The sequence below is a fragment of the Kitasatospora sp. NPDC097691 genome, assembly GCF_040302665.1.
Lineage (GTDB): Bacteria > Actinomycetota > Actinomycetes > Streptomycetales > Streptomycetaceae > Kitasatospora.
The window spans coordinates 41,463-61,496 of sequence record NZ_JBEORY010000012.1 but is presented as its reverse complement, the minus strand read 5'-3'; the positions used below and the strand labels follow the sequence as shown (position 1 = coordinate 61,496).

General features: G+C 75.4%; 17 protein-coding genes. 5 read left to right on the top strand and 12 right to left on the bottom strand.

All coding sequences use genetic code 11. From position 1 onward, the window contains the following. Window positions 1-43 precede the first annotated feature (43 nt). The 4 genes from ABTY56_RS11440 to ABTY56_RS11425 form a co-directional block, all read right to left on the bottom strand. Window positions 44-3,229 carry an ATP-binding protein gene (locus ABTY56_RS11440; protein ID WP_350628365.1) on the bottom strand — a complete coding sequence of 1,062 codons (3,186 nt, stop codon included), beginning with the start codon at window positions 3,227-3,229 and terminating at the stop codon, window positions 44-46. A 43-nt stretch (window positions 3,230-3,272) separates the two neighbouring features. Next, window positions 3,273-3,710, bottom strand: a complete 438-nt coding sequence (locus ABTY56_RS11435) for a universal stress protein (protein ID WP_350628364.1) — start codon at window positions 3,708-3,710, stop codon at window positions 3,273-3,275. A 118-nt stretch (window positions 3,711-3,828) separates the two neighbouring features. After that, on the bottom strand, window positions 3,829-4,392 hold the full coding sequence (locus tag ABTY56_RS11430) for a YbaK/EbsC family protein (protein ID WP_502893087.1): 564 nt from the start codon (window positions 4,390-4,392) through the stop codon (window positions 3,829-3,831). Window positions 4,393-4,442: 50 nt separating this feature from the next. Continuing rightward, the gene (locus ABTY56_RS11425; protein WP_350628363.1) at window positions 4,443-4,916 is read right to left on the bottom strand and encodes a nucleoside deaminase; all 474 of its coding nucleotides are present in this window, start codon (window positions 4,914-4,916) and stop codon (window positions 4,443-4,445) included. Between the two features lie 122 nt (window positions 4,917-5,038). On the opposite strand from ABTY56_RS11425, the gene ABTY56_RS11420 reads away from it, so the two are divergent. Further along, on the top strand, window positions 5,039-6,130 hold the full coding sequence (locus tag ABTY56_RS11420) for a hypothetical protein (RefSeq protein ID WP_350628362.1): 1,092 nt from the start codon (window positions 5,039-5,041) through the stop codon (window positions 6,128-6,130). A 129-nt stretch (window positions 6,131-6,259) separates the two neighbouring features. Here ABTY56_RS11420 and ABTY56_RS11415 read toward each other — a convergent pair whose 3' ends face one another. Beyond that, window positions 6,260-7,108, bottom strand: coding sequence for a universal stress protein (locus tag ABTY56_RS11415; protein ID WP_350628361.1), 849 nt, complete (start codon window positions 7,106-7,108; stop codon window positions 6,260-6,262). Between the two features lie 265 nt (window positions 7,109-7,373). On the opposite strand from ABTY56_RS11415, the gene ABTY56_RS11410 reads away from it, so the two are divergent. Further along, the gene (locus ABTY56_RS11410; RefSeq protein ID WP_350628360.1) at window positions 7,374-7,730 is read left to right on the top strand and encodes a zinc ribbon domain-containing protein YjdM; all 357 of its coding nucleotides are present in this window, start codon (window positions 7,374-7,376) and stop codon (window positions 7,728-7,730) included. Window positions 7,731-7,793: 63 nt separating this feature from the next. On the opposite strand, the gene ABTY56_RS11405 is transcribed toward ABTY56_RS11410, so the two are convergent. The 6 genes from ABTY56_RS11405 to ABTY56_RS11380 all read right to left on the bottom strand — a co-directional run bounded on the left by ABTY56_RS11405 (window position 7,794) and on the right by ABTY56_RS11380 (window position 15,349). Further along, on the bottom strand, window positions 7,794-8,798 hold the full coding sequence (locus tag ABTY56_RS11405) for an ABC-2 membrane transporter-related protein (RefSeq protein WP_350628359.1): 1,005 nt from the start codon (window positions 8,796-8,798) through the stop codon (window positions 7,794-7,796). After that, window positions 8,795-9,715 (bottom strand): ABC transporter ATP-binding protein, encoded by a 921-nt coding sequence (locus ABTY56_RS11400; protein ID WP_350628358.1) that lies wholly within the window; start codon window positions 9,713-9,715, stop codon window positions 8,795-8,797. Before ABTY56_RS11400 ends, ABTY56_RS11405 begins: the two co-directional genes overlap by 4 nt. A gap of 18 nt (window positions 9,716-9,733) precedes the next feature. Further along, window positions 9,734-10,141, bottom strand: coding sequence for a GntR family transcriptional regulator (locus ABTY56_RS11395; RefSeq protein WP_350523129.1), 408 nt, complete (start codon window positions 10,139-10,141; stop codon window positions 9,734-9,736). Window positions 10,142-10,239: 98 nt separating this feature from the next. After that, entirely contained in the window at window positions 10,240-11,745 is a 1,506-nt protein-coding gene (locus ABTY56_RS11390; protein ID WP_350628356.1) for a DUF2079 domain-containing protein, read from the bottom strand. 264 nt (window positions 11,746-12,009) lie between these two features. Then, the gene (abc-f, locus tag ABTY56_RS11385) at window positions 12,010-13,644 is read right to left on the bottom strand and encodes a ribosomal protection-like ABC-F family protein (protein ID WP_350628354.1); all 1,635 of its coding nucleotides are present in this window, start codon (window positions 13,642-13,644) and stop codon (window positions 12,010-12,012) included. A gap of 346 nt (window positions 13,645-13,990) precedes the next feature. Then, window positions 13,991-15,349 carry an amidase family protein gene (locus ABTY56_RS11380; protein ID WP_350628352.1) on the bottom strand — a complete coding sequence of 453 codons (1,359 nt, stop codon included), beginning with the start codon at window positions 15,347-15,349 and terminating at the stop codon, window positions 13,991-13,993. 410 nt (window positions 15,350-15,759) lie between these two features. Here ABTY56_RS11380 and ABTY56_RS11375 point away from each other — a divergent pair, with 410 nt between their 5' ends. Further along, entirely contained in the window at window positions 15,760-17,823 is a 2,064-nt protein-coding gene (locus ABTY56_RS11375) for a sensor histidine kinase (protein WP_350628350.1), read from the top strand. 116 nt (window positions 17,824-17,939) lie between these two features. Here ABTY56_RS11375 and ABTY56_RS11370 read toward each other — a convergent pair whose 3' ends face one another. Next, entirely contained in the window at window positions 17,940-18,149 is a 210-nt protein-coding gene (locus ABTY56_RS11370) for a hypothetical protein (RefSeq protein ID WP_350628348.1), read from the bottom strand. Between the two features lie 388 nt (window positions 18,150-18,537). On the opposite strand from ABTY56_RS11370, the gene ABTY56_RS11365 reads away from it, so the two are divergent. Both ABTY56_RS11365 and ABTY56_RS11360 read left to right on the top strand, forming a co-directional pair. Next, window positions 18,538-19,134, top strand: a complete 597-nt coding sequence (locus ABTY56_RS11365; RefSeq protein ID WP_350628346.1) for a TetR/AcrR family transcriptional regulator — start codon at window positions 18,538-18,540, stop codon at window positions 19,132-19,134. Between the two features lie 241 nt (window positions 19,135-19,375). Continuing rightward, entirely contained in the window at window positions 19,376-19,993 is a 618-nt protein-coding gene (locus tag ABTY56_RS11360) for a TetR-like C-terminal domain-containing protein (RefSeq protein WP_350628344.1), read from the top strand. Window positions 19,994-20,034 lie beyond the last annotated feature (41 nt).

Sequence of the window (20,034 nt, the reverse complement as noted above, 5' to 3'; positions counted from 1 at the left end):
GTGGGACGGCCGTCCGCCGGGCCCGTTGGCCGCGGGACGGTGGTCACAGCTGCCAGCGCACCGGCTGCGCGGGGCGGTAGGCGCACGCCCGCCCGGTGGTGACCGAGGCGGCGAGGTGCCGGCCCAGCTCGGGGTGCTCGCGCTCGATGCGGCGCAGGGCGTCCCGGATCCGGGCGGTGACGGTGGTGCGCGCCCGTTCCCCGGCGTCGCCGAGGCGGCGCGGACGCCCGCCGAGGCCGTACGCGCCGCGCAACTCGGCGATCAGCACGTCGCGTTCCTCCTCGGCGCGGGCCAGCCGGGGGACGTCGTCGAGGTCGCGGGCCTCGGCGATCTCCTCGTCGAGGCGGTCCAGCCGGGCCCGGTAGGCGGCGCGCGCCCGTTCGTCCGCGCGCTCGTCGCTGCCGGAGGGCGGCTGGTCCGGGCCGCCCAGCAGCCGGGTGGCGGGGACCTCCCGGCCGGGGCAGGACAGCAGCAGCGCCAGGTCGTGCAGGCCCTTGGCGTCCCTGAGGACCACCGTGCGGCCGCGGTAGCCGAGTGTCCACAACTGCCCGTCCCGGTGGAACACGTGGTCGCTGTCCGCCCGCGCCAGCGTGGCCCGGGCGTCGTCGCGCAGCCAGTCCAGGCCCAGCTCCTCGGCGGCGGCCAGCGCCTGGGAGAGCAGGCTGCGACCGCGTTCGCCCGCCGGGTCGCGGGTCAGCAGCGCCCGGCCGAGTTCGAGCCGGGCCCGCACGGCGACCGGCCGGGCGCCGAGGCGGTCGGCGCCGTCCAGGGCGTCCGTCAGGTGCCGGACGGCCTCCGGCCCGGTGGCGGCCAGGCCCAGGTAGAGCGCCACCGGGCCGAGGACGGCGACACCGCCGCCGACCACGATGGTCTCCCGCTCGTACGGCAGCAGCCGCCGGTAGCGGTCCTCGCGCACTTCCGGCACGCCGGCCGCGACGGCGATCTCCACGTCGAACGCGAGGCCCGCCAGGGCCCGCCACCGGTAGCGGGACAGCACCTCGCCGGCGGGCAGCGCGCGCAGCACGGCGGCGGCCGCCCCGGGCTCGTCGGCCGCCAGGTGGTCGAAGCAGCGCCAGTGCGGCAGGAACTCCGGTGGCAGCCCGGCGTTGCCGCACTCCGCCAGCGTGGCGGAGATCCCGGCCGGACCCTCCCGGGCCAGCGCTCCGGCGATCCGCTGGGTGGCGCTCACCCCGGCGCCGTCCGGTTCACCGATCGTCTCGGCCAACTCGGCTGCCTCGGCGGACAGTTGATCGGCCTCCCGGTAGCGGCCGCGGAGCAGCGCCCAGGCGGCGTCGCGCGAGCGGACCAGGTAGCGGGCGCGCGGCAGCCGGGACCGCTCGGCCGCGTCCGCCGCCCGGCGCAGCGCGTCCGCCGCGGCCGGGTCGGCGAGTTCCAGCAGCGCCACGAAACGGCACATCGTGCCCTCGAACTCCAGCGCCGCGTCGTGCGCCGCCACCGCGGCCGCCACCAGGCCGTCGGCGAGGGCCAGCCGCTCCTGCGCGGTGCCCGGCGCCCAGGAGACGTCGTGCTGTGCGAAGAGCGCGGTGGCGAGGGCGTGCGGATCACCGGCGGCGCGGGCCCGCTCCGCGGCCCGCCGGGCGAGGTCCCGGGCCCGGGGGGTGTCCCGCTCCGGCCCGTCGGCCAGCTCCCGGGCCAGTGCCGCGAGCACCTCGGCGTGCCCGGCCGCGTGCGGCCCGCCGGCCAGGGCGGTCTCGGCGCGCTCCAGCCAACCGACCACCTCCCGGGGGGAGTCACCGCTGCGGACGCCCGCCTCGTGGAGCCCGAGCGCGGCAGCCGCCAGCAGCTCCGGCCGGTTCCCCGCCTCGGCGGCCCCGGCCACCTCGGCGAACCGGCGGGCGGCCGAATCCCTTGCCCCGGCCCGCAGTTCGGCCTCCGCCAGGGCGACGCGCAACCGCAGTGCCGCAGGATCGTCCGGGGCCGTGAGCCGCACCGCCTGCTGCCACCACCGGGCGGCCTCCTCGTACGCGAGCAGGGCCATGGCCTCCTCGCCGGCCCGTACGGCGTGCCGGACGGCCGGCTCGACCGGGCCGAACGGCAGGGCCTGGCCGTGGTGCCAGGCCAGCTCGGCCGGGCCGGCGGTGTCGGCCAGCGCCCGGGCGGCGGCGAGGTGGAGCTCGGCGCGGCGGGCCGGATCGAGCCGGTCCACCAGCTCCGTCCGGAAGAGGTCATGGACGAACCGGTAGCCGTCCGGGCCGTCGGGGGCGACGATCCGCGCGTGCACGGCGGGCTCCAGCAGGCCGGGGACCTCGGCCCGGGGCACGGCCGCGACGGCGGCGAGCCGGGCGGCGGTGAAGGCGCGGCCGAGCACCGCGGCGGTGCCCAGCGCCCGGGCCGTCCGGTCCGGCAGCCGGGCCAGGCGCCGGGCCACCGTCTGCCCGACGGCCGTGGGCACCGTCGGGTTGTCGCTGCCGGCCGGGTTGTCGGCGGCGGCGGCGCGCAGCCGGGCGACCTGCTGGACGAAGAACGGGTTGCCGCCGGTCCGCCGGTGCACCAGGGCCGCCGCCTCCGCCGTCGCGGGCGGTCCGTACCGCTCCAGCAGCGTCCCGACGCCCGTCGGGTCCAGACCGCCGAGCACCACCACCTCGGCGCCCGGCAGCGCGGGCAGGGGGTGGCCGTCGGGCAGCTCGACGTCCCGGTAGGTGCCGATCAGCAGCAGCGGCTCGTGCCGGGAGCGCCGGCCCAGGTGGCCGAGCAGCAGCACCGACGCCGGGTCCGCCCACTGCAGGTCGTCCAGGACCGCCACCAGCGGGCGGCCGTTCCGCAGGAGCAGGCCCGCGATCCGGTCGAACAGGGCCAGCCGGGAGTCCGCGCCGGCGGCGGGAGCCGCCGTGCGCGGTGCGGGCGGATCCTGCCCGTACGGCTCGTCCCCGGGTGGCTCCTCGCCGGGTGGCTCCCGGTCGGGCGGCTCGTTCCCGGGCGGCTGCGGGACGAACGGCTCGGCCCGTCCGGTGACCGCGCGCACGATCTGCTGCCAGGGCCACAGAGCGGGCGCCACACCCCCGTCCTCGCACAGGCCCCACACCGCCGTCACGCCGGTGCTCCGCGCGTGCCGCACGACCTCGGCGGCGAGCGCGGTCTTCCCGATCCCCGGCTCCCCGGCCAGCAGCACCAGCCCGCCGCGGCCCGCCGCGGCGCCGTCCACCGCGCGGCACAGCGACGTCAGCAGCGCGGCCCGGCCCACGAGGTCCGACTCAGCCGGCGAGCCCACACCGGCATTCTCCCACCGGGCCGACCCCGTCACCCCGTGCGGATCACTGCGCGCGGACGATGACCACCGGGCAGGTGGCGTGCTGCGCGCAGCGCGTGCTGACCGAGCCGAGCAGGGCCCGGGTGAATCCGCCGTGGCCCTGGCTGCCGACCACCAGGACCTCGGCGCCCTGCGACGCGTCGAGCAGCACGTCCGAGGCGTCGCCCATCACCAGTGACGGGCGGACCTCCACCGGGCGGTCCGTGCCGAGCACCGCGTGGAGCTCGTCGGCGAACTTCCGGTCGGCCACGTCCCGGTCCAGGGCCATGTCGACCACCGGCGCCGACCAGCCGAAGTGGCTCGGCGGCTCCCAGGCGCCCACCGCCTCCACGACCCCGCCGATCAGCGTGGCGTGCCGGATCGCCCAGCGCAGCGCGGCGTGCGACGACGGCGAGCCGTCGACGCCGACCACGACGCGGGGAGCGGATTCGTTCGCGTCCATGTGCACCGTCCTGTCGGTCGTCGCCCCTTCCACCACGGTGCGCGCCGCCCTCCGCCGCCGCCAGTACGGTCCGGCAGCCGGGTGACGGCGGCGGCGATGCCGCTGCCGGGCCGACGGCTCAGCCGGCCAGGCCCGGCAGCACCTCGGCGCCGGGCAGCCGGGCCAGCGCCCAGCCCGGCAGGATCAGCTTGCCCCGGCGCCGGCCGCTGCCGACCAGGACGTACGGGGCCGCGGCCACCGCCTCGTCGACGAGCAGCGGCCAGGCGGCGGGCAGGCCGACCGGGGTGATGCCGCCGTACTCCATGCCGGTCAGCTCGACCGCGGTGTCCATCGGGGCGAAGGACGCCTTCCGCGCCCCCAGGTGCGTCCGGACCACCCGGTTGACGTCCACCCGGGTCGTGGCCAGTGCGAGGCACGCGGCGTGGGTGACCTCACCGGCGCGCTTGGCGGCGACCACCACGCAGTTCGCGGAGAGCTCCGGCGGCGTGTCGTACGCGGCGCAGAAGACCGCGGTGTCCGCCTTCCCGGGGTCGGTGTCCACGTAGAGCACGGACGCGGCCGCGTCCCGGGCGTCCCAGTTCTTCAGGGCGTCGGCCACGGGGGCGGCCAGGTCGTCACACACCTCCAGGGCGGCGAAGGAAGTCGAGAAGCTGCCGAAGGGAGGGGTTACGGGTTCGCTCACGGGACGGACTGTAGCGCGGTCCGTCACCCCGCCCGGCTGTCCCCGGCCGGCTATCCCCAGTAGGCCGCGTGCACCGCGGCCGCCTCCTCGTACAGGTGCGGGCCCGACACCTCCACGGTGTCACCACCCGCGGCGAAGACCCGGCGGCACGGCAGGTCGAGCACCGGCTCCTCCGGGTCGGCCCCCGCGATGGCGATCAGCTCGGACGCGCCGAGCGCGTAGACGACCCGCCGGATGCCGCTCCAGTAGATCGCGCCGGCGCACATCGCGCAGGGTTCGGTGCTGCTGTACAGGGTGGCCACGGTCAGCTGCGCCGGGTCGAGGGTCCGGGAGGCCAGGCGCACCAGGTTGATCTCCGCGTGGGCGGTGACGTCGCGGTCCGTCAGCACGGTGTTCTCGGCGGTGAGCAGGACGGTCCCGGCGGGGTCGGTCAGCACCGCGCCGAAGGGGTGGTTGCCGTGCTCGCGCGCGCTGTGCGCGAGCCCGATGGCGGAGAGCAGGTGGGTGCGGGTGGGGTCGGCCATGGCGGGCTCCTCGGGGCAGGCGGTGGGTCGGGTGGTGGGTCGGGTGATGAGGTCAAACGTATGACGGCGGGCGTTCGGCGCAAGCGGCCCGGCAGCGGGCGCCCGGGTGACAGGATGCCCGGGTGAACGAGATCATGCGTGCCGCCGAACGCCTCCTGCACACCCGGTTGTCCGATCCCGTCGACCTGGGCGGGAGCAGCCGTACCACCGTGCTGCGCTGCCGGACGGCCGACGGGCGGAGCGTCGTCGTCAAGGCCTACACCGGCGGGCCGGACGCCCTGCGCGGCTTCACGGCGGAGGCGGCCGGGCTCTCGCTCGGTCTGGCCGGCCCGGAGGTGCTCGGGGTGGACCGCGACGTGCCGCTGCTGGTCCTGGCGGACCTCGGTGACGCGCCGACGCTCGCCGACCTGCTGCTGGCGGACGACCCGAAGGCCGCCGAGGAGGGCCTGCTGGCCTGGGCGGTCGGGCTCGGCCGGCTGGCGGCCCGGTCGGTGGACCGGCGCGCCGAACTCACCCGGCTGTGGGCGCGGTACGACACCGGCATGCCGACCTGGGCGGAGGACCCGTGGATCACCCGTGCCGCCGCCCGCCTGCCCGGCGTGCTGGAAACGGCCGGCGTCGCCGTACCGGACGGCCTCGGCGAGGAGCTGGCGCGGATCGGGACGGCGGGCCGGGAGGAGTACCCGGCCTTCACACCGGGGGACACCTGCCCGGACAACAACCTGCTCACCCCGGAGGGCCTCCGGCTGCTCGACTTCGAGGCCGCCGACTTCCAGTCGGTGTTCCTGACCGCGGCGTACTGCCGGATGCCGTTCTCCTCCTGCTGGTGCGTCTTCGCGCTGCCGGACGGGCTCGCCCGGCGGATCGAGGCGGCGTACCGGGCCGAGGTCGTCCCGGTCTACCCGGCGCTGGCCGAGGACGCGGTGTGGGAGGACGGGATGCGGCGGGCGGTGGCCGTGTGGACGGTGAACGCGACCGTGGGGCTGCTGCCGCGCGCCGCCGAGGACGGTCCGATGCACCGCACCCGGCGGCCGGTGCCCACCCGGCGCCAGGTGCTCCGGCACCGCTGGGAGACGGCGGCGCGGCTGGACGGGCTCCCCGCGTTCACGGAGACGATGCGGCGCCTGCTGCGGGAGGTCGCCGACGGCTGGCAGGTGGACCCGCTGCCCGGCTACCCCTGCTTCGGGCGCGGGGGCGCCGACCGCGACGGCTGACGGGCGGCGAGGGTTGACGGGCCGCGAGGGCCGGCGGGTCGCGACAGCTGACGGACCGCGCGGGTCGGCGGGTGGCGAGGGCTGTCGGGCCGCGAGGGCTGCCGGGCCGGCGTCCGTGGAGTCGGCCGGTCAGTCGTACGGGACGACGGCGACCGGGCAGTGGACGTGATGGATCGCGGCGTGCGCGACCGGGCCGAGGTGGTGGTGGCGCAGCGGCCTGTGGTGGCTGCGGCGGCCGACGACGAGCAGCCGGGCCGTTGCCGCCGCGTCCACGAGCTCGACGGCGGGCTTGCCCCGTACCAGGTCGGCCGTGACGGCCACCTCGGGGTGCCGGGCCCGCCAGGACTCCAGGGCCTCGGAGAGGTCGGCCCGCTCACCGGAGGACACCTCGCCCTCCAACCCGCCGATGGCGCCGTAGGACATGTGCTCGCTGCCGGCCGGCGGGGACCAGACGTGCACCACGCGCAACGGCGCGGCGCGGAGCGCGGCCGCCTCGAACGCGAAGGCCAGCACCGGATCGGCCGGGTGTGCCAGGTCGAGGCCGACCGTCACCGTGCCGTCCGGATCCTCCTCGCCCGCGCGGACGAGCACCACCGGGCAGGTAGCCCGGCGCAGCACCTCCTGGCTCACCGAGCCGACCAGGAAGCCGCGGACGGTGCTCAGCCCGCGTGAGCCGAGCACGAGGACGGTGGCGCTCTCGGCGGCGGCTTCCAGTGCCTCGGCGGGCTCGGCGGCCTCGGTGGCGGAGGAGACCGTCACCCCGGGCACCAGGGCGTGCAAGGCGGCCTCGCGGGCGGCGAGTTGTGACCGGGCCTGCCGGTAGCTCTCGTCGCTGCCGACCACGTCGTGCTTCGGCAGGGGCCACGCCTGGAGGACCCGGAGCGGCAGGCCCCGGCGCCGCGCCTCACGGGCGGCCCACTCGGTGGCGGCCAGGCTCTCCGGCGAGCCGTCGAAGCCGACGACCACGGATCCGGTCATGGCGTCCTCCTCGGTTCCGCGCTGGATCGGGGCGGCCGGGGCGGGGCCCGTCCGCCCGGGGCGGGGCCTTGGCGTGCGGCGCCGGCCGCCCCGGGTGTGGTGCCCGGCGGCCCCGGGTGCCGCCCCAGTATCGGCAGTGGGCGCGCCCGGCGCCTCCCGGGAGGTTCCGCCGGGTGTCGGCTCTGCGCTGCCGGAGCGGGGCGGCCGTCGGCCCGTACCGGCTGAGCAGCGGAAACGTCGCTCGGTGAGCGGATATCCTGATCACATGAGCGACAACCTTCCCGCCTGCCCGCAGTGCGGCGGCGAGTACACCTATGAGATGGACGCCCTCATGGTCTGCCCGGAGTGCGGCCACGAGTGGGCGCCCGCCGACGCCGGCGCGGCCGGTGCCGGGGGCGGGGAGCGGGTCGTCAAGGACTCGGTCGGCAACGTGCTGAACGACGGCGACACCGTGACCGTCGTGAAGGCCCTGAAGGTGAAGGGCAGCGCCTCCGGCATCAAGGCCGGCACCAAGGTGCGCAACATCCGCCTGGTCGACGGTGTCGACGGCCACGACATCGACTGCCGCATCGAGGGCTTCGGCGCCATGCAGCTCAAGTCCAGCGTGGTCAAGAAGGCCTGACCCGCCCCCGGAGTCCCGGCTCGTCCTCCGGCTCGTCCTTCGCCGGGGCCGGAGGACGAGCCCTCAGGCGCGGATCCGGCGGAACACGACCAGCAGGGCGACCGCGGTGAGCGCCAGCAGGATGCCGGCCTCGACGAGCTGGATCGGCACGAGGTGGTCGGCCGGGTGGTACCGGAGCCAGATGGCCGTGGCCCCGTCGCAGGGGGAGGCCTGGCACGTGCCGTCGGAGATGCGGCTGCCGTCGGCCAGGACGGAACCGCGGTCGACCAGCCACGCGTTGGTAGGCTGCCCGATGAAGGACTGCTTGGCGTCCATCGGGACCACCTCCTCCACGACGGGGTGGAAGTACGGGCGGACCCAGTGCATCAGGCCGTGGGCGCCCGCGACCAGCGCCCCGGTGAGGAACATCGCGGGCAGCGTCCGGCGCACCAGCCGGCCGACGAGGACGCCCAGCGCCAGCGCGAACAGCGACCAGGCGATCGGCGCGACCCCGAGGGCCGGGTAGGTGAAGAACTGGAACGGCGGGTCGAAGGCGACCGGCCCGTGCACGATGTCCGTCCACCACACCCAGGTCATCAGCGAGGCGAGCACGCCGCTGAAGACCAGCACCGCGAGGCCGGGCACCGCGAGCCGGGCGGCCAGCCAGCGCCCCGGGCTGACGGACTGCGCGCGGATCAGCCGGATGGTGCCGCGCTCGTACTCCTGGGCCAGCAGCGGCGCGCCGACGAAGACGCCGATCAGCAGCGGGACGGCGGTGACCGCGGGCTGGAGGATCTGGAGGTACCAGAAGGTCGGCCGGTCGATCGGCGAGAGCAGGGTCCAGCACCGGCTGTCGGACCAGCTCGGGGGGCTGTAGCAGCCGGTGCGCCGCAGGACGCCGATGGTGTGCCGGCTGGCGAGGTGGATCCAGAGGAGGTCGGCCGCCACCAGGACCAGCAGCGCGGCCAAGGTCCATAGTACCGCCCGGTTCTGACGGATCGTCAGCCAGAGGATCCCGCGCAGCGCGGGGGTCGCGGGGCGTCGGCTCGCCGGTGCGGTGGCGCGGTCGGGCAGGACATTCGTGCTCATGCGGCGACCCCGTCGTTGGTGCGCTCGTCGTTCGTGCGCTCGTCGTTCACGTGCTTGTCGGCCGGTCCGCGGAGGTAGCCGAGCAGCAGCTCCTCCAGGCTCGGCCGCTCGCTCTCCCAGGCGCCGCCCAACGGCTCACCGGTGCGCACCAGCGCGGTGGCCCGGCGTCCGCCGACGCGCTGCTCGACGACCAGGTCGGCCGGGAGCCCGGCGGACCCGGCCGGCCCGGTGACCAGCCGGTGCCCGTCCAGGATGTCCTCCAGGTCCCCGGCCAGCCGGATCCCTCCGCGCTGGACGAGCAGCAGGTGGTCGATGACGCCCTCCAGCTCGGGGAGGATGTGCGAGGAGACCACGATGGTGGTGCCGCGTTCGGCGGCGGCCGACATCAGGGTGCCCATGAGCTGGTGGCGGGCGAGCGGGTCGAGATCCGCCATCGGCTCGTCGAGCACCAGCAGGTCGGGGAGCTTGCCGAGGGCCAGCGCCAGGCAGACCCGGGTGCGCTGCCCGCCGGAGAGCGAGCCGATCCGGGCCTTCGGCCGCAACTCGCCCTGTTCGACGATGCGTTGGGCCGTGTCCTGGTCCCAGAGCGGATTGAGCTCGCGGCCCATCCGCAGCGTCTCGGCGACGCTGAGGCCCGGGTAGAGCGGCTTGTCCTGCGCCACGTACGCGACCCGGGCGCGCTGGTCCGGTGTGCCGGAGGCTTCGCCGAACACGCGCACCTCGCCCTCGCTCGGCGAGAGTTGGCGGGCGGCGAGGGAGAGCAGGGTGCTCTTGCCGGCCCCGTTGGGGCCCACCACGCCGCAGATCCGCCCGGTCGGGACGGTGAAGTCGCAGTCGCGCAGGGCCCATTCACCCCGGTATCGCCTGCCGAGGCCGACGGCCTCCAGCGCGGGCGTCATGGTCGTCGGGTCTTCCACCCGGTCCCCCCACTGTTCTCAGTTCGGTGTTGCCGGGGAGACCCCGGTGTCGAAACGCTGCTCCAGGACGGAGGCCATCAGCGCGGCGATGTCCTCGCGCTCCAGGCCGGCCTCCCGGGCCCGGTCCACCCAGCCGACCAGGTCCGCGCGCAGCGGGCCGTCGGCCGCCGCCTCCGGCCGGGCGAGTGAACGCCGGACGAAGGTGCCGAGCCCCGGGCGGGGCTCGACCAGCCCCTCACGTTCGAGTTCGCGGTAGGCCTTCAGCACGGTGTTGGGGTTGATCGCGGTCAGCTCCACCACTTCACGGGCGGTCGGCAGCTTGTCCCCGGGCTGCAGCAGTCCGAGCCGCAGGGCCTGCTTGGTCTGCTGCACGATCTGCTGGTAGGTGGAGACGCCGCTGCGCCGCTCGATGCGGTACTCGATCACCGACGTTCCGGCCTTTCACTAGTTCAATAGTGGAATGGTGGCGCACTGCGGCGCGAGGGTCAAGCCGGACCGGGGGAGGGGCGGGAGGAGCGGCCCGGTCAGGGGCGTTTGAGCAGGATCAGGCCGTCCTGGTCGACCAGCCGCCGGTAGCCCGACTCCTGGTAGACCGTCAGCATCCGGGCGGTGTCGGCGACGGCGCACGGGGCCCGCACACTCGGGTCGCGCAGGTCGACGGCCACCCACTCCGGACCGGGCCGGATCGGCTCCCGGCACACCAGGGTGACCTCGGTCCGGTCGGTGAGCTGGGCCGCCAGGCGGTTGGAGGCGGCCACCGTGGCGTCGTCCGGTATCAGCCGGAGCATCGCCCGGGTCTCGGTGAGCCTGGGCGAGGTGCGCCAGGCCTCCGGCATCACCACCTCGTGCAGCGGGTAGAGCGGCAGCGTCACGACCGTCACCAGGGCGCTGACGAGCAGTGCGCGCCGGGCGCGCAGGAGGAGCGGGGTGGGCGCGGTGTCGGCCCCGCCCGCGGTCGGGCGCGGGCGCCGGGAGCGGGCGACGGTGTCGACCAGGGCGGCGATCGCGATCGGCATCAGCACCGCGCTGTAGTGGTAACTGACGCCCCAGTAGTGGGGGTTGGCGGACAGCAGCCGCCAGGCCAGGGTGGGTACGCAGAGCAGGAACAGCGGTGAGCGCAGGCCGAGGAAGCCGGCCGTGGCGGCGAGCAGGAACAGCAGCAGCCACTTGACCGGCGGCCACCCGAGGAGCAGCGGCAGGGTCCACGGCGCGGGCTGCCCACCGCCGTCCAGCTGCTGCCAGTAGTCGAAGCCCCCGCCCGGGTTGAACGCGGGCAGCACCACCAGCACGGTCACCGCGGTCGCGGCGAGGCCGACGGCGGCGAGGGCGATCCCGGGTAGCGGGGTGCGACCGGTCTGCCGGGCCTGCCAGGCGATCAGCAGGCCGACGGCGGCGACGGTCAGGCCCAGGTCCTCCTTGACCAGCAGCAGTGGCAGCGACCAGAGCGCGGCGGCGAGCGGGCGGCGCCGGCCGAGCGCGGTGGCGGCGAAGGCGAGCAGCGGGACGGCGAACGCGATCTCGTGGAAGTCGTCGGCCGCGGCCCTGACGATCCCCCAGGAGGCGCCGGTGGCGCAGCCGACGACCAGGGCCACCCGCGGCCCGGCCACCTCGTGGGCCCAGCGGGTGAGCGGGACGACGGCCAGCGCCATGAGCAGCGCCTGGGCGACCACGAGGGTGAGCGGCGTCGGGAAGGCCCGGTACACGGGGGCGAGGGTGGCGATCAGCGGGTGGAAGTGGTCGCCGAGCAGGTGGTACCCGGGCCCCTTGAGCGGCACGATCGGCGGCCGCAGGTGCGCGTACGCCCGGATGGCCTGTTCGAAGATCCCCAGGTCGTAGGCCTTGGTGAGGCCACGCCGGTGCCGGTTGGCGGCGACGCAGACGTAGAGCGCGGCGAAGCCTGCCGCCAGGCCCCAGGCCAGTGCGGCGGGGTGGTGCAGGAGGCGAGGGAGGCGGGCGGCGCGTCGGGGCGGGGCCGTGGGCGGCCGGGGCCGGGGAGGGCTGTGCGGGGAGAGGGCCAGGGGCATCGGCATTGCACCCTTTCACTATTCGATTAGTGGAAGGGTGATGGAAGCTTGAGCGGGCGTCAAGTTCGGTTCGTCGGCGGTGCGCACCGCAGGTGACGGCGGTGCGGGTGGGCCGGTGGCCGGTACGGTGGCTGCTGCGGTCGGCGCGTGGAGTGCGGTCAGTGCACGCCCACGGCGGTCGGGTCGTGCCCGAGGGAGCCGCGGCCGAGCCCGTCGAGCACCTGGGCCGCACGGCGGTCGGCGGCCCAGGGCTCCCGGCGCACCGCCGGTTCACACCGCGGGGGCCCCGGCCTCCTGCAGCGTGCCGTCGGCCAGCCGCAGCCGGCGGTTCACCCCGATCTCGGCGAGGAACCGCTCGTCGTGGCTGACCACCAGGAACGCGCCCTGGTAGGCGTTGAGCGCGCTCTCCAACTGGCCCACGCCGACCAGGTCGAGGTTGTTGGTCGGCTCGTCGAGCAGCAGCAGGTGCGGGGCGGGCTCGGCGCACAGCACGCAGGCCAGGGTGGCGCGCAGCCGCTCGCCGCCGGAGAGCACCCGGACGGGCAGGTGCGCCCGGGCGCCACGGAACAGGAAGCGGGCGAGCAGGTTCATCCGCTCCGTCTCGGGCCGCTCGGGGGCGAAGGCGGCGAAGTTCTCCGCCACGGTGCGCTCCTCGTCCAGCAGGTCCAGCCGCTGCGAGAGGTGGGCGATCCGGCCGTCGTTGCGGGTGATCCGCCCGTCGTCCGGGGCGAGGTCGCCGGTGATCAGGCGCAGCAGTGTCGACTTGCCCGCGCCGTTGGGCCCGGTGAGCGCGATCCGCTCGGGGCCGCGGACGTTCAGGTCGACACCGCCGTCGGCGAACACGGCCCGGCCGCCGTGGCGGACCTGCAGCCCCTCGCCGAGGAAGAGGTTGCGCCCGGCGGGCACCTGGGTGTCGGGCAGTTCCAGGGAGAGGCGCTGCTCGTCGCGCAGGGCGCGGCCGGCCTCGTCCAGCCGGGCCTTGGCCTCGCTGACCCGGCCCGCGTGCATCTGGCCGGCCCGGCCCGCCGACTCCTGTGCGCCGCGCTTCATGTTTCCCGCGAAGATGCGGGGCAGACCGGCGTTCTTGAGGTTGCGGGCGGCGTTGCTCGCACGGCGCTCGGCGCGTTCACGGGCCTGCTGCATCTCGCGCTTCTCCCGCTTCAGCTCCTGCTCGGCGTTGCGGACGTTCTTCTCGGCGACCTCCTGCTCGGCCCGCACGGCCTCCTCGTACTCGGTGAAGTCGCCCCCGTAGTAGCGCAGTTCACCGCCGTCGAGTTCGGCGATGCCCTGCATGCGGTCGAGCAGCGCGCGGTCGTGGCTGACCAGCAGCAGGCAGCCGGTGAAGTCCGCCAGCACGTCGTAGAGCTTGCGCCGGGCGGCCAGGTCGAGGTTGTTGGTGGGCTCGTCGAGCAGCAGGACGTCGGGGCGCTTGAGGAGTTGGGCGGCGAGGCCGAGGGAGACGATCTGGCCGCCGCTGAGCGTGCTCAGGCTGCGGTCCAGGGCGAGGTGGCCCAGACCGAGACGGTCGAGCTGGGCGCGGGTGCGCTCCTCGATGTCCCAGTCGTCGCCGATGGTGGTGAAGTGCCGCTCGTCGACGTCGCCGGACTCCACGGCGTCGATGGCCCTGACGATCGCGGCGACGCCGAGCACCTCGGCGACGGTGAGGTCCCCGGTCAGGGGGAGGCTCTGGCTGAGGTGGCCCAGGGTGCCGCTCACCGTCACCGAGCCCGTAGTGGGCGTGAGTTCACCGGCGATCAGCTTGAGCAGGGTGCTCTTGCCGGAGCCGTTGGGGGCGACCAGGCCGGTCCGGCCGGTGGGCACGGTGAAGGACAGGTCGTGGAAGACCGGGGTGTCGTCCGGCCAGGCGAAGGAAAGGTTCGAGCAGACGACGGCGGCGTCGGACATGGAGGTGACCTCGAAGGAGAGTGCGGGCAGGCCTTGGAGCGCTGCCCTGGGCAGACACGGGAAAGGGGTACGACGAAACGGACCACTTCGGCTGCGGCGCTTCCGATGCGCCGGCCGGTGGCCGTCAGCTCCGGATCTCACCCGGAGATGTCGTCGTCACCCGCCACGTCTGCCACTCCTCGATCACACGAACGTCAGGTCACCCGGACCCTAGCAGGCGTTCCGCGTCGGCCGTCGGCATTTTCCACTGCTCCGGACATGCCGGACCGGCTGCGCCGACTCCGTTACCGCTTCGACCGGTGATGTGACGTCCCATCACCAGTCAAGGCGGTGACGCTGCGGTCGGCTACCCGCGCCGCACCAGGGCGTCGACCCGCACGGCCACGGACAGCAGCTCCCGGTCGGCCGTCCGACGCCCGATCAGCTGCAGGCCGACGGGCGGGGACGCGGTGACCGGAAGGGGCACCGTGACCGACGGGAGGCCAGCGACGGCGGCGGGGGAGGTGTTGCGGATCAGGGTGAAGAACGTGGGCACGGCCTGCCCGTTGAGGGGGAGGGAGTCCTCGAAACGGCGCAGCGGCCGGGCGCACACCGGGACGGCGGGGCTGAGGATCGCGTCCAGGCCGTTGGTCGTGAACAGGTCCTCGTAGGCGGCCTGCATCACCCGGCGCTGGGCGAGCGCCCCCTGGAGGGCGGCGGGCCCCGGGTACCCGGGGCCGGTGGGCAGGGCGGTGGCCTTGAGCATGTCGCCGATGACGGGGTCGCCGACCGCGTCGAGGACGTCGGCCGGGGTGAGCCCGGCGCGGTGTCCGTCGAGGTAGCGGCCGAGGGCGTCGGCGAACTCGCCGAAGACGAGCGGGAATCCGATCCGGGAGTCGAACTCGACCAGGTGCGCCGTGTCCACCGGGACCCAGGTGGTCCGGTCGGTGGTGAGCCGCTCGACGGCGTCCTGCCAGGCGGCCCGGACCGGGCCCTCCAGATCCTCGGTGAACACGTGCCTCGGCAGGCCGAACCGGAGCGGGCGCCCCGGGTCCTGCGGGCTACCGGTCTCGCCGGTGACGAGGGTGTCCAGCGTGCGGAGGCGGTCCAGGGTGTTCGCCATCGGCCCGGGTGTGTCCCGGGTGGGGCACAGCGGCGTGACGCCCGCCGAGGGGTAGCGTCCGGCGCTGGGGCGCAGGCCGTAGATCCCGTTGAGGGCCGCGGGGATGGTGATCGAGCCGCCGGTGTCGGTGCCGAGCCCGGCGTCGGCGACGCCCGCCGCCACCGCAGCGGCCGTACCGCCGCTGCTGCCGCCCGCGAAGAGGGTGGGGTCGGTGGCGTTCCCGACGGCGCCGAAGGCGTGGTTGCACGAGGTGGCGCCCAGGGCCAGCTCGTGCATGTTCGTCTTGCCGAGGACGATCGCCCCCGCGGCGCGCAGGGCCCGGACGACGGGCGCGTCCGTAGCGGGGACGAAGTCGGCGAGCGCCGGGGTGCCGGCGGTGTTGGGCAGGCCGGCGACGTGGATGTTGTCCTTGACGACGAGGCTCCAGGGGGCGGGCTTCTCCCCGGACCCGTCGGGGGCGTCGTGGCGGGCCGCGGTGGCGAGCGCGCCCTCGGCGTCGAGCGTGACGAACGCGTTGAGGTGCTCGGTCGCGGCGGCCCGGTCGAGCGCCGCCGCCACCGTCTCCTGCGCGCGGCCCCGGCCGGTCGTGTCCGGGTTGACCATGGGGGTGTCTCCTTGTGACGGTGCGGGTGAACGGCTCCGCCGTGGTCGCGGCCGGGCGGCACTGCCCGGGCGGGACCACGGCGGAAAGGGACACTAGCGGTGTCGTCAGGCCGGTACCACCAGGTAACTGGGCGTCGCCGTCGGGATGTTGGACCGGGCCGGCGAACCGGTGGCGGTCGTGCGGGCGATCCGTACGACCCGGAGGGCGCCTGGAGGTTCCACGACTGCCCGGCCGTCGACCCGGGGTCGTGGCTCCCGTCCGGCAGACCGCACGCCGCTGCCGCGCGGGCCCTCGGCGGACACCCGTCCGGGGTGCCGCGCCCCGTCGGGGCCGCTGCCTCATGTGCCCGGGACACCGGGTGCAGGAGACTGCTGCCATCCGGTGGGTCGTCGGAGAGGACGGGGTGCTCATGGCTGCGGAGAGTGCGGGGCGAGCCTGGTGGCGGCCCCGGTCCGGCCCGGCGGAGCGTCAACTGGCCATGGCGGGCGTGTGCGCCGTCGTCTGCCTGGTGGCCGGCGGCCTGTGGGTCGGCTACGTCCTGAGCCACCAGGGTGCCGCCGGCATCTCCCAGCCCGCCCACCACCTGGCGGTGCTGGGCTCCGGGCTCGCCTCGGTGGCCGGTGGGGTGCTGCTGCACGCCCACCGCCCGGGCACCCAGCTCGGCTGGGTGCTGCTCGTGTACGGGACGGCGCTGATCGTCCCGCTCGCCGTCCAGGCCCCGGTCTGGGTGGAGGTGAGCGACCCCCGGGTCGTCGGGGCCGTGGTGGTCCTGGTGTCGGTCGGGTACGCCATCACCGGCCCGCTGTGGCACGCACTGCCGCTGTGGCTGCCGTCCGGGACCCTGCCCGGCCGCCGGTGGTGGTACGCGATCGGCGCGCTGGCCCTGTGGATCCTGCCCCAGGCCTGCTACTACGTCTACCAGCCCACGGTGTTCGGCCGGCCCAACCCGCTGGCCGACACCGCCGTCGCCGGCTGGCTGCGGACGTTCAACGACCGGATGCACATCGCCCAGCTCGTCGTGTTCGTCGTGCTGACCGTCCTGGTGATCCTCGTCCCGCTCGCCCGCACCCGCGGGGTGTCCCGGCGGCGCCGGCAGAACGTCCTGATCGGTCTCGGCGTCTACCTGCTGTGGGACCTCGCCGAACTCGGCTACTACTTCGACGGCCAGGTCACGCCCTCGTACATCGCCTTCACCGTCGCCTCCGCACTGTGGACGCTCACCCTGGCCGCCGTCGTCGTCCGCGACGGCTCCTGGCGGCTCGACCGGGCGGCCCGGCGGGTCCTGGTCGGACTGCTGGTCGCGGCCGGGCTGGTCGTGGTGTTCGTGCTGGTGGCCTGCCTGCTCTCCACCATGCTGATGCCCGGCCGACGCGGCGCCGGGGCGCTGCTGCTGGTCGCCGCCGTCCTCCTGCTCGCGGCCGGCCTGCCCCGGGGCGTGCGCTGGGCCTCCGGCGTCGTCGACCGCTGGTACTACGGCGCGCGCGCCCAGCCGTACCAGGTGCTGCGCAGCCTGGCCGGACGCGTCAGCCAGACCGTCGACCCGCAGGACGTGCCCGCCGTGCTCTGCGCCACGGTCAGTGACGAACTCCGGCTCTCCGGCGTGGCGTTGACCGTCTCCACCCGCGGCGGCGAACGCCCGCTGGCGGCCGTCGGGGACCGCTCCGGCAGCGGCGAGGGCTTCGCCCTGGTGCACCGGGGCGCCGAGATCGGCCGGCTCACCGTCGCCCCGCGCTCCGGCCAGCAGACCCTCGACGACAGCGACCGCGACATCCTGCGCTCGCTCGCCGACCAGGCCGCGCCGGCCGTCGCCTCGCTGCAGCTGATGGAGGACCTGCGGGCCAGCCGCGAGCAGATCGTCGCGGCCCGCGAGGAGGAGCGCCGGCAGCTGCGCCGCGACATCCACGACGGGCTCGGCCCGATGCTGGCCGGCCTGCGGCTGCGGCTGCAGGGAGCGGCCGCGGTGGACGACCCGGCGATGTTCTCCGGCGCGCTGACGCGGGTCGCGGACGACCTCGCCACGGCGGTCCGGGAGGTGCGGCGGATCACCGACCGGCTCGGGCCCACCGCGCTGGGCGACTACGGGCTGTCGCGGGCGCTGGGCCGGCTCGCGGAGACCTTCAGCGACGACGACCTCGCCGTCACGGCCCGGCTGGAGCCCGACCCGCTGCCGGAGCTGCCCGCCGCCGTGGAGGTCGCCGTCTACCGGATCACCGCGGAGGCGCTGAACAACGTGCTGCGGCACGCCCGGGCGAGCAGTGCGACGGTGTCCGTGCGGGTGGACGGCGGCGAGCTGGAGCTCGTCGTCGACGACGACGGGCAGGGCCCCGGGCGCGGCGGACCGTCGCACCCCGGGGTGGGGCTGCGGTCGATGTCCGAGCGGGCCGCGGAGATCGGCGGCAGCTGCACCGTGGACGCGCTCGGGCGCGGCACCCGGGTGCACGCGGTGCTCCCGCGCCGGCCGGCGAGCGGCTGAGCGCGGTGGCCGAGTGTGGCGGCCCCGGTCCGGACCGGCGCCCGCCCCCGGCGCGACGGGCGCTCCGGGGGCGGGATCCACGAGCTGGTCGACGGACAGGAGGATCGATGGCGGCGTCAGTTGCAGTTCGGCGGGTTGGGGCACTTGTGTCTGGGGCCGCCGCCGGGCGCGTGCCCGATGTGCGGCCGGCGCCTCGCTCGGTGGCCGCCTTCGCCGTGCTCGACCGGGCACCTGCACGCCCGGGCCGCCGCGGCGACGCTGATGGCGGCGAAGAGCGCCGCGGCACCGGCCGCCACCAGCGCCGCACTGGCCGTTCTGTCGGTCATGGTGACCTCCACGGTGGGTTCCGCAGGCCGGTCGGGCCGGCCTGCTCCTCCATGCCACCGCCGGTCGCGCCCCGTCCGCATGGGGCGACGGTCCCGTCCCGGTCCCGCCGGGCGGGAGCGCGCTCACGGTTCGTGGCGCGGGCACCGGGGAGCCTCTGTTCGAAGCGTATCCGGGCGAACACTCCTCGCAAGTCGGCCGGTTGGCACCGGGTGCCAGTGGGCGCGGCGGGGGACGGCGCACCCGGCGCGCTCGGCGCGGGGGCGGCTTCCGCCCCTGGTCGGCCGGTCCGGGATAAACTTGACCGGCGGTCAGTTTCTTGCTCCGGGACCGTACCGGACCAGCGGTCCAGTTGTTCGCGAGGGAAGAGGACCCCATGAAGAGGACTCCATGACGGAAGGCCGACGCGAACGCGCCGATGCGACCCGGAACCGGCGCGCGATCCTGCGGGCGACCGAGGAACTGCTGGCGGGCCACCGGCCCGAGCAGATCTCGATGGAACAGGTCGCGGCCGCCGCCGGGGTGGGGAAGGGCACCGTCTTCCACCGCTTCGGAAGCCGGATGGGCCTGATGCGGGCGCTGATGCAGGAGCGGGCCTTCGACCTGGAGGAGGCGGTGCGCAGCGGGCCGCCGCCGCTGGGCCCCGGCGCCCCGGCCCGGGAGCGGCTGCTCGCCTTCCTGGACGCGGTGGTCGACGTCGTCTCCCGCAACAAGAGCCTGCTGGCCGCGCTCGGCCAGGCCGTCTCCGCGAACCCGCCGTCGTCCGACCAGGGGCCGCGCGAGGCGCACCCGGTCTACCGGGCGTGGCACGAGCACCTCGCCGCCCTGCTCGCCGAGCAGCGGCCGGAGCTGGACGCCGAACTCACCGCCCACATCCTGCTCGGCGCGCTGCACAGCGACCCGATCCTGCGCCTGCTGGAGCAGGGCGAGGGGGAGCGGCTGGCGGACGCGTTGCGGGAGCTGGCCGTGTCACTGCTCGGCTCCTGACGGCATCGGGTGACAAGGGTTGGGAGGGAACGGGTTCGTTCACTAACATCGTGAGTAGCCCCGGGACAGGGAAAACCCGCGTGAGAGGGAAAACCCGTGTGCGAGGGAAAGCCCGTTCGCCCGTGCGCCCCGGCCCCGGCCGTTTCCTTGTGCAGAGAAGCGGACGGCCGGAGAACCGCGGCGCGGGCGAATGCGTGTACCGATGGGATCGAGGAAGGACGACTGAAGAAGGTGCACAACCATGACCGCTGAAACGGATGCCGTGCGAGGACCGGTGGCGGGCGCCCCGCTGCGGCGACGCGGCGAGGCGTTGGAGAGCGCCATCTACGAGGCGGTCCTCCAGCAGCTCACCACCGACGGCTACGCCCGGCTGACCATGGAAGGTGTGGCCGCCGCCGCGCAGACCGGGAAGGCCGCGCTCTACCGGCGCTGGTCCTCGAAGGAGGACCTGGTGAAGGACGCGCTGAGGGCCAGCCTGCCGCCCGGCGCGTCGGCCCCCGACACCGGCAGTCTCCGCGGTGACCTGCTGGAAGTCGTGGCCAGGCTGCGCGAGGCGATGTTCAGCGAGCTGGGCGCCGCCGTCCGGGCGATCATGAGCGAACTCGACCACCAGCGGGCGCACGCCTTCGTGGAGATCGTCTTCGAGCGGGTGGTCGAGCCGACGACGGCGCTGATCGCCGAGGTGCTGGAGCGCGGGACCGCGCGCGGCGAGGTCCGCCCGGGGGCGGTCACCCCGCTGGTCACCGACGTGGTGCCGGCACTGATGCTGTACCGGATCAAGATGTGCGGCGGGGACGCGGTGCAGCTCGACCCGGAGGAGATCGTGGACGAGGTGCTGCTGCCGATCGTCCGCCCGTGACGGACGCGGTGCGGCGATCGGCGGCGACCCTCGGGAATTCC

Bases quoted from the DNA above. Each gene is read 5' to 3' on its own strand.
- ABTY56_RS11415 (WP_350628361.1), bottom strand. From the start codon at position 7,108: ATGACCGGATCCGTGGTCGTCGGCTTCGACGGCTCGCCGGAGAGCCTG.
- ABTY56_RS11360 (WP_350628344.1), top strand. From the start codon at position 19,376: ATGACCGCTGAAACGGATGCCGTGCGAGGACCGGTGGCGGGCGCCCCG.
- ABTY56_RS11380 (WP_350628352.1), bottom strand. From the start codon at position 15,349: ATGGTCAACCCGGACACGACCGGCCGGGGCCGCGCGCAGGAGACGGTG.
- abc-f (WP_350628354.1), bottom strand. From the start codon at position 13,644: ATGTCCGACGCCGCCGTCGTCTGCTCGAACCTTTCCTTCGCCTGGCCG.
- ABTY56_RS11370 (WP_350628348.1), bottom strand. From the start codon at position 18,149: ATGACCGACAGAACGGCCAGTGCGGCGCTGGTGGCGGCCGGTGCCGCG.
- ABTY56_RS11365 (WP_350628346.1), top strand. From the start codon at position 18,538: ATGACGGAAGGCCGACGCGAACGCGCCGATGCGACCCGGAACCGGCGC.
- ABTY56_RS11425 (WP_350628363.1), bottom strand. From the start codon at position 4,916: ATGGCCGACCCCACCCGCACCCACCTGCTCTCCGCCATCGGGCTCGCG.
- ABTY56_RS11410 (WP_350628360.1), top strand. From the start codon at position 7,374: ATGAGCGACAACCTTCCCGCCTGCCCGCAGTGCGGCGGCGAGTACACC.
- ABTY56_RS11390 (WP_350628356.1), bottom strand. From the start codon at position 11,745: ATGCCGATGCCCCTGGCCCTCTCCCCGCACAGCCCTCCCCGGCCCCGG.
- ABTY56_RS11435 (WP_350628364.1), bottom strand. From the start codon at position 3,710: ATGGACGCGAACGAATCCGCTCCCCGCGTCGTGGTCGGCGTCGACGGC.
- ABTY56_RS11375 (WP_350628350.1), top strand. From the start codon at position 15,760: ATGGCTGCGGAGAGTGCGGGGCGAGCCTGGTGGCGGCCCCGGTCCGGC.
- ABTY56_RS11405 (WP_350628359.1), bottom strand. From the start codon at position 8,798: ATGAGCACGAATGTCCTGCCCGACCGCGCCACCGCACCGGCGAGCCGA.